Annotated in this window: 5 protein-coding genes and 2 pseudogenes; 3 read left to right on the forward strand and 4 right to left on the reverse strand. The window is 33.3% G+C overall.

Annotated elements, in window-relative coordinates; genetic code table 11:
* Positions 1–255: pseudogene (locus tag E4T68_RS07875) on the forward strand (ISNCY family transposase); the annotation flags it as partial.
* Between the two features lie 187 nt (positions 256–442).
* Here the strand turns inward: E4T68_RS07875 and ung are convergent.
* Together ung and metG are read right to left on the reverse strand one after the other, a co-directional pair.
* Positions 443–1,099 carry a uracil-DNA glycosylase gene (gene ung / locus E4T68_RS07880; protein WP_135125787.1) on the reverse strand — a complete coding sequence of 219 codons (657 nt, stop codon included), beginning with the start codon at positions 1,097–1,099 and terminating at the stop codon, positions 443–445.
* 224 nt (positions 1,100–1,323) lie between these two features.
* Positions 1,324–3,342 (reverse strand): methionine--tRNA ligase, encoded by a 2,019-nt coding sequence (metG, locus tag E4T68_RS07885; protein WP_135125789.1) that lies wholly within the window; start codon positions 3,340–3,342, stop codon positions 1,324–1,326.
* A gap of 162 nt (positions 3,343–3,504) precedes the next feature.
* Between metG and E4T68_RS07890 the strand changes: the two genes are divergently transcribed.
* A complete protein-coding gene (locus E4T68_RS07890) occupies positions 3,505–5,439 on the forward strand; it encodes an ABC-F family ATP-binding cassette domain-containing protein (RefSeq protein WP_135125795.1) in 1,935 nt (644 codons plus the stop codon).
* Positions 5,440–5,768: 329 nt separating this feature from the next.
* Here the strand turns inward: E4T68_RS07890 and E4T68_RS07895 are convergent, their stop codons facing one another.
* Positions 5,769–6,407, reverse strand: a complete 639-nt coding sequence (locus tag E4T68_RS07895) for a CPBP family intramembrane glutamic endopeptidase (protein ID WP_135125791.1) — start codon at positions 6,405–6,407, stop codon at positions 5,769–5,771.
* 339 nt (positions 6,408–6,746) lie between these two features.
* Positions 6,747–6,896: a 50S ribosomal protein L33 gene (gene rpmG / locus E4T68_RS07900; RefSeq protein ID WP_135125793.1), complete on the reverse strand. Its 150-nt coding sequence runs from the start codon at positions 6,894–6,896 to the stop codon at positions 6,747–6,749.
* A 175-nt stretch (positions 6,897–7,071) separates the two neighbouring features.
* Between rpmG and E4T68_RS07905 the strand changes: the two are divergent.
* Positions 7,072–7,565: pseudogene (locus E4T68_RS07905) on the forward strand (helix-turn-helix domain-containing protein); the annotation flags it as partial.

Genomic DNA, 7,565 nt, shown 5'->3' on the forward strand with positions numbered 1-7,565 from the left:
CACACAAAAGCGTTGGTTATTGAAGCATTTAATGGGGATATTTTCTTGAATATCGCTGACAACATTTATGCCACACGTTGTTTGTTAACACATGAAGAGCATTCAGCGGTGTTTGATTTGGGTGAGAATATAAAAAAAGAAAGACGCCAATACGTTCCACCACAATCACACCCGTGGAAACTGGCATCTTTCAAACGCTATCTCAAGAGTATTGGAAAAACTCTTGAAGAGTATCAAGACAACAAGCTTGCTTGATACTTTAATAGCATACATTATTTTGCCCTATAAGTGCAATGATTTTTTTGAAAATCATTGCACTTATAGTGGCCCACATTTTGGGACATTTTCATTTTCGATTGACATAGTTTTTTATAAAACTTTTTATTTTCTATGTATTTTTAAACACTATAATGGATTATCATAACCTAACTAATCGACACTATTACTTCAACTGCCAATCAATTTCGCTATCTCCCCATTCTATTAACTGCTGGTTGATTTGGCTAAATGGCTTACTTCCAAAAAATCCACGGTGTGCTGATAGTGGACTAGGGTGAGGTGCCATAATAACTTTATGATGTTTTTGATTGATTAACGCTGTTTTCTTTTGTGCAGGTCTTCCCCACAACACAAAAATCACAGGTTTTTCTCTCTCATTCAATACTTCAATTACTCTATCTGTAAATGTTTCCCAACCTCTATTTTGGTGACTATTCGCTTTTCCTTGTTCAACTGTTAAGACAGTATTCAATAATAAAACGCCTTGCTTTGCCCAGTTTGTCAAGTTACCCGAGGTTGGCATAGGTAAATTTAAATCTTGGTTTAGCTCTTTAAAAATATTTTGCAGTGAAGGAGGGAAAGACACTCCATCTTGAACAGAAAAACTAAGTCCGTGTGCTTGCTTAGGTCCATGATAAGGATCTTGACCTAAAATAACAACTTTAACATCATCATATTCCGTTAATTTTAACGCTGCAAATACGTGGTCTACTGCTGGAAAAACCACGCTTTGTTGTCGTCTTTGTGCTACAAAAGCACGAACTTGCTTAAAATACTCTTTTTCTTTTTCTTGCGCTAATACATCATGCCACGTTGTCATATCTTTCCCTCTTTCTATTCATTCAACCGAACTATTGTTCTTATCAAAATATAATCTGAATGCCACTAATTTTTAGAAAACTAACAAACCATCTACATGTATACCAAAAGATGACTACCATGGAATGTTGCTCTCCACTACTATCATCTTTCATATTCTGCCAATTCGTATAGATTGCCTAGTCCTTTAAGTATCTATTACAGAATTCTTTATATATTCCTACATTAAGCAACAACTGATCCATTTTCAGCTTCTTGATCTGCAAATACAACTCGCAAATCACCTGTTGCAGTTTCAGCCGATAAAATCATACCCTGACTAATTTGTCCACGTAATTTACGTGGTTTTAAATTAGCTACGATAATTACTTTTTTCCCAATAAATTCTTCTGGATTAGGATAATATTTAGCAATTCCAGACAAAATTTGTCTATGCCCACCTTTATCCCCTGCATCTAAACGGAATTGTAATAATTTATCTGCACCTTCTACTTTTTGACACTGAATAACTTCAGCAACTTTTAATTCTACTTTATCAAAATCTTCAAAGGCAATAGCGTCTTTTTCACTTGTCAACTCAATTGTTTCAGGATTCCATTCTTCAGCTTCCACAGGTGTATGTTTCGTTTTTGACATACTTTCTTTGATATAAGCTGTTTCTTCTTCCATATCTAAACGTGGGAAAATAGGCTCTCCTTTAGTGACAACTTTAGTATGTTGTGGAATAATGCCAAAATGGCGTACTGTGTCATATTGCATTAAAGCAGGCTTGTTGATATTTAATTGCTCTAACATTTTTGTTGGCGTATGCATCAAGAATGGTTTTAAAACAACGGCAATAATACGTAAACTTTCTGCTAGATAGTTCATTGTACGTGCCAACTCAGCATGTCTTGCTTCATCTTTAACGGCTAGCCAAGGGGTTGTTTCATCAATATATTTATTTGTACGGGATATAAATTTCCAAATAGACGTTAAAGCCACTGAAAATTGCATATTTTCCATTGCATCTTCCATCTCATCAATCATACGATTAGCACTGTCAATAAGATCTTTATCATACTCTGTTTCTGGAGTAGTAAACTCTGGAATGACACCATCACAATATTTATTAATCATGGCTACTGTACGATTTAATAGATTGCCTAAATCATTTGCTAAATCATAATTAATACGTTCTACAAATGATTCTGGTGTAAATATGCCGTCTGAACCGAATGGTACTTCACGTAATAAATAATATCTTAAAGCATCTAATCCATAACGATCTATCAATACATTAGGATCTACTACATTTCCCTTAGATTTAGACATTTTTCCGTCTTTCATTAATATCCAACCGTGAGCAAAAATTTTCTTTGGCAACGGTAAGTCAAGTGCCATTAAAAGAATTGGCCAATAAATTGTATGGAAACGGACGATTTCTTTTGCCATAAAATGAACATCAGCCGGCCAGTAACGCTTAAACAGACTATCATCATCACTACCGTAGCCTAAAGCTGTAATATAATTTGATAATGCATCTATCCAAACGTAAATAACATGTTTTGGATCATTTGGCACTTTTATTCCCCAATCAAATGATGTACGGGATACTGCCAAATCTTCAAGACCAGGTTTAATGAAATTGTTAATCATCTCATTCTTACGTGACTCTGGCTGAATAAAATCTGGGTGCTCTTCATAATATTGCAACAATCTATCTGCATATTTACTCATTCTAAAGAAATAAGATTCTTCTTTAACCAGTTGCACTTCATGTCCACTTGGTGCAATTCCTCCAATCATTTTTCCATTTTCATCACGAAATACTTCTTGTAGTTGAGATTCTGTGAAGTATTCTTCGTCTGATACAGAATACCAACCCTCATACTCTCCTAAATAAATATCGCCTTTATCAACTAATGTTTGGAAAATTTTTTGTACAGTTTCCTTATGTCTTGACTCCGTTGTGCGAATAAAATCATCATAAGAAATTTCCAATTTTTCCCATAACGCTTTGATGCTCTCAATAATCTCGTCTACAAATTCGATTTCACTAACACCTTTTTCATGAGCTTTTTGCTGAATTTTTTGCCCATGTTCATCTGTTCCTGTTAAAAAACGTGTGTCATATCCTTGTGCTTTTTTATAACGTATCATTGTATCAGAAGCAACGGTTGTATACGCATGCCCAATATGTAAGTTACCACTTGGATAGTAAATGGGTGTTGTCAAATAAAATGTTTTTTTGTTTTCTGTCACAAAAACTTACCTCCTTTTATCATGTCTTATACACCATTCTATTATAATACACATTATAAATAATTTCACTACATCATACAACAAAAATTGCCCTCCACTTAAATTCTTGATATGATAGTAGAGATATTACAACTAGATTACAATCATAACGAGGAATTTATCATGATTATTTTACAAACCCAACATTTATCTAAAGTATTTGGAACAGAAACGCTTTTCCAAAATATCTCTCTTCAAATCCAAGAACGCTCACGTATTGCTTTAGTAGGACGTAACGGAACGGGCAAATCTACTTTGCTTAAAATATTAGCCGGTATTGAAAGTAATGACAATGGAACAGTTTCAAAAATAAAGGATTTATCTATAGGGTATCTTGATCAACATTCTGCTGTCGATACAGCACATACGATTTGGGAAGAAATGTTGTCGGTTTTCTCCAAAACAATTACATTGCATCATTTAGTACAAGAGACAGCAGCACTATTAACACAAGAGCATATTTTAAACAATCCCAAGATATACGAACAAACACTAAACACTTATGATACATTACAACACGAACTTGAACAACAGGGTGGCTATCGCTACGAAGCTGATATTCGTTCGGTTTTACACGGCTTACGTTTTTTTGAACAGGACTATCATCGTTCAATATCTGAGTTATCTGGAGGACAAAAAACACGTTTAGCTTTGGCAAAACTCTTATTAGAAAAACATGACTTACTTATCTTAGACGAACCTACCAACCACTTGGATATTGACACATTAAGTTGGCTAGAAAACTATTTATCCAATTATAAAGGTGCTCTACTTATCGTATCTCACGATCGTTATTTTTTAGATAAAGTAGTTAATGAAGTCTATGAAATCAGTCAAAAAACAAGCCATTACTTTAAAGGGAATTATTCGTATTATTTAAACGAAAAAGAAGTTCGACTAGCAAGTGCATGGAAAGCCTACGATAAACAACAAGCTGAAATCGAAAAATTAGAAGATTTTGTGGCAAAGAATTTAGTTAGAGCCTCTACAACAAAACGTGCACAAAGTAGACGTAAACAATTAGAAAAAATGGTACGTCTTGAGAAACCTAAACAAGATGATAAATCCATGCATTTTCAATTTATGGCAGAAAAAGAAAGTGGTCAGGTCGTCCTACAAGCTGAAAACCTCTCCATTGGGTATGAAAATACAGTATTATCATCTCCTATTTCATTAGATATTCGTAAACAGCAAGCTGTTGCTTTAATCGGTCCAAATGGGATTGGAAAATCAACTTTACTGAAATCAATTTTAGGTCACGTCAGCTTACTTAATGGTGAAATTAAACTGGGTTCTAATGTGACGATTGGATATTACGATCAAGAACAAACCTTATTATCTCCACAAAAAGATGTCCTACATGAGTTATGGGATGACTATCCTTTAGTTAATGAAAAAGATATTCGGAGTACACTAGGAAGTTTCCTATTTAGCGGACACGATGTATTAAAACCCGTCCATACTCTTAGTGGTGGCGAAAGAGCACGTTTACTTCTGGCAAAACTAGCCATGAAGCATGACAATTTCTTAATTTTAGACGAACCTACCAATCACTTAGATTTAGACAGCAAGGAAATTTTAGAGGATACATTAATTCGTTTTGATGGCACATTACTTTTTATTTCTCACGATCGTTATTTTATCAACAGAATTGCAACTCATATTGTTGAACTATCCAAAACAGGAAGCACCTTATATATTGGTGACTACGATTATTATTTGGAGAAAAAAGCACAAGAGCATGGCATAACTCAACCAGAAAGCTCTGCTCAGACAACTACACAGGAAAGAGATTATATTAGCCAAAAAGAAACACAAAAACTTCGTCGTCAATTAGAACGTGCTATCCAACAATTAGAGGATAATATGGCACATTATGATAGTCAAATCGCTCAAATTGAAAACGAATTATCACAACCAGATGTGTATACTGATTTTGAAAAGTCACATAACCTTACACAGTCATTACACACTATTCGACAACACTACGACGAAGCAATGACACAATGGGAAAGCAAACACTTTGAATTAGATGAAATAAATGCATCATCTTCATGAAGCATTAGAAAAAACGACATGTTTCAAACGCCTAATCCAGTAATCTTAATGGGACTGAGAAAAAAGTTTTAAAAATAAAAAACAGCTTAGCATCAACGTCATCAGAAACGTTGATGCTAAGCTGTTTTCAAATTTTAATCGAAAGGCTAAAAATTTTAGTTTTTCCCAGTCCTATCACTAAATAAAAAATCTACAGAATTTTACAAAATCCCTAAACCCAAAAGGAAAATCTATATAATTAAAGCGATTTACTTGGTGTTAAAATTTACCCAGCCTTTTTATGCTACAAGCTAATCCGTATCGTCACTTAAAAGAAATGAATATATCCTTTAGCGTATCCAACCTGCCATGACACTGAAACTCAATACATTATTTAACATGTGCACCAATATGGCACACTCCAAAGACTTCGTCAACATATATGTTATCCCAAAAATCAATCCCATATATCCATACACAACAAATTCTGTCAACGTTGTTGCACCATGTGCAAGAGAAAATAATACAGTAGATAAAATTAAACCTACCCAAGCATATTCTTCAAACAGATACATTATCAACACTCTTCTAAAGAAAACTTCTTCTATAATTGGACCTACAATAACAATAGCAATGAACGCCCACCATACATTTGACATTCTGAACATTTGCTCAATGCTATCTTGATTTTTAAATGTTTCCTGAGGCAGTATATCTATTAAGAACGTCATGCCAAAACGACTTAAAAAGAATATTCCTATTGATAAACCAACTGTTTTCCAAGTCAATGTTTTCAAATTGAATAGTTCTATACGGTATCTATTTCCAATACGTATAAACAATGCTAATGCTCCTAATGAAACGATTATTAACAACAAAAACATATCTCGATTTCTCATACTTACACTTACAACGCTGGATAAAAATGCTACACCTACGTATGCTACAATCATTAATACGACAGGCCACAGTCTTTTTAAAATTTTCATACATATTGCTCCTCTTTTTGCTCTATTATATCATACTTTCAACAACTTCAACATTATAAGTACATTTATATTAAAAAACATTTTTCTACAAAATAATACCTGACTATCCGCCATTCATATAAATAAAGGATTATATGTTTAGGATTACACATTTTTTTACAAAGTAAAACAGTCCTCCCTTTCATACATACTCATATTGTAACATTAATGACAAGTAAACAAATAACCTATCCACATTCTATTCCCTAATACAATGACCAAAAATCGTATGAAATCTTTATCACTTTTAAGACATCAACATAAAAACGACAACCTTTTCTAGATTGTCGTTTTTTATCATTATTTCACTTCACGGTGTAATGTTTTTTTACGTAATTTTGGACAATATTTCATCACTTCAATACGTTCTGGATTGTTACGTTTATTTTTTGTTGTAATGTAATTACGTTCACCTGATTCTGTACATTCTAATGTAATGTTTACGCGCATTGTGTTCCCTCCAAACATTTCTATATTGAAGAAAAATCTTCAGACTGATAGATTATACCATTATTTGATTTAAAATTCTAGTCTTTTTTTCATTTCTTCGTTGCTTATCAATCGAATGTGATAATGTCTTAAAGTAATCGAATGACAAAATGTCCCAAAATGATAAACTAGAGATATGAAAAGGATAGAATTAACAGTGAATGAAATAAAAAAATATAACGTCATCAAAGCCGTTCATCATGGCAAAAAAACAAAACAACGTGCCTGTGTTGAATTAACATTATCATTAAGACAAATTAACCGACTACTTAACAATTATGTTCAATTGGGTAAGTCAGCTTTTTCTCATAAAAATAAAAAACGCTCGCCAAAGCATAGTCTACCTGAATCTACTAAAACTTTTATTGTAGAATTATACCAATCATTTACCAATTTAAAACCTAATGTTGTTCATTTTACTGAAATGTTAAAACAAGAACATGGCATCAATTTAACAGATACAACTGTTCGTACCATTCTCTATAACCATGGGATGATTTCTCCCAAAACACATCGGAAAACAGTAAAACGACTAAAACAACAGAAAAAAGTAGCACAACAGGTGAGACATGAATTGTCTATAAACTTACCCCGTTCTTGTGAGTTTCTAGCAGATAGTGACACTATCCA

Origin of the sequence: Granulicatella sp. WM01, assembly GCF_004570605.1 — a bacterium.
Lineage (GTDB): Bacteria > Bacillota > Bacilli > Lactobacillales > Aerococcaceae > WM01.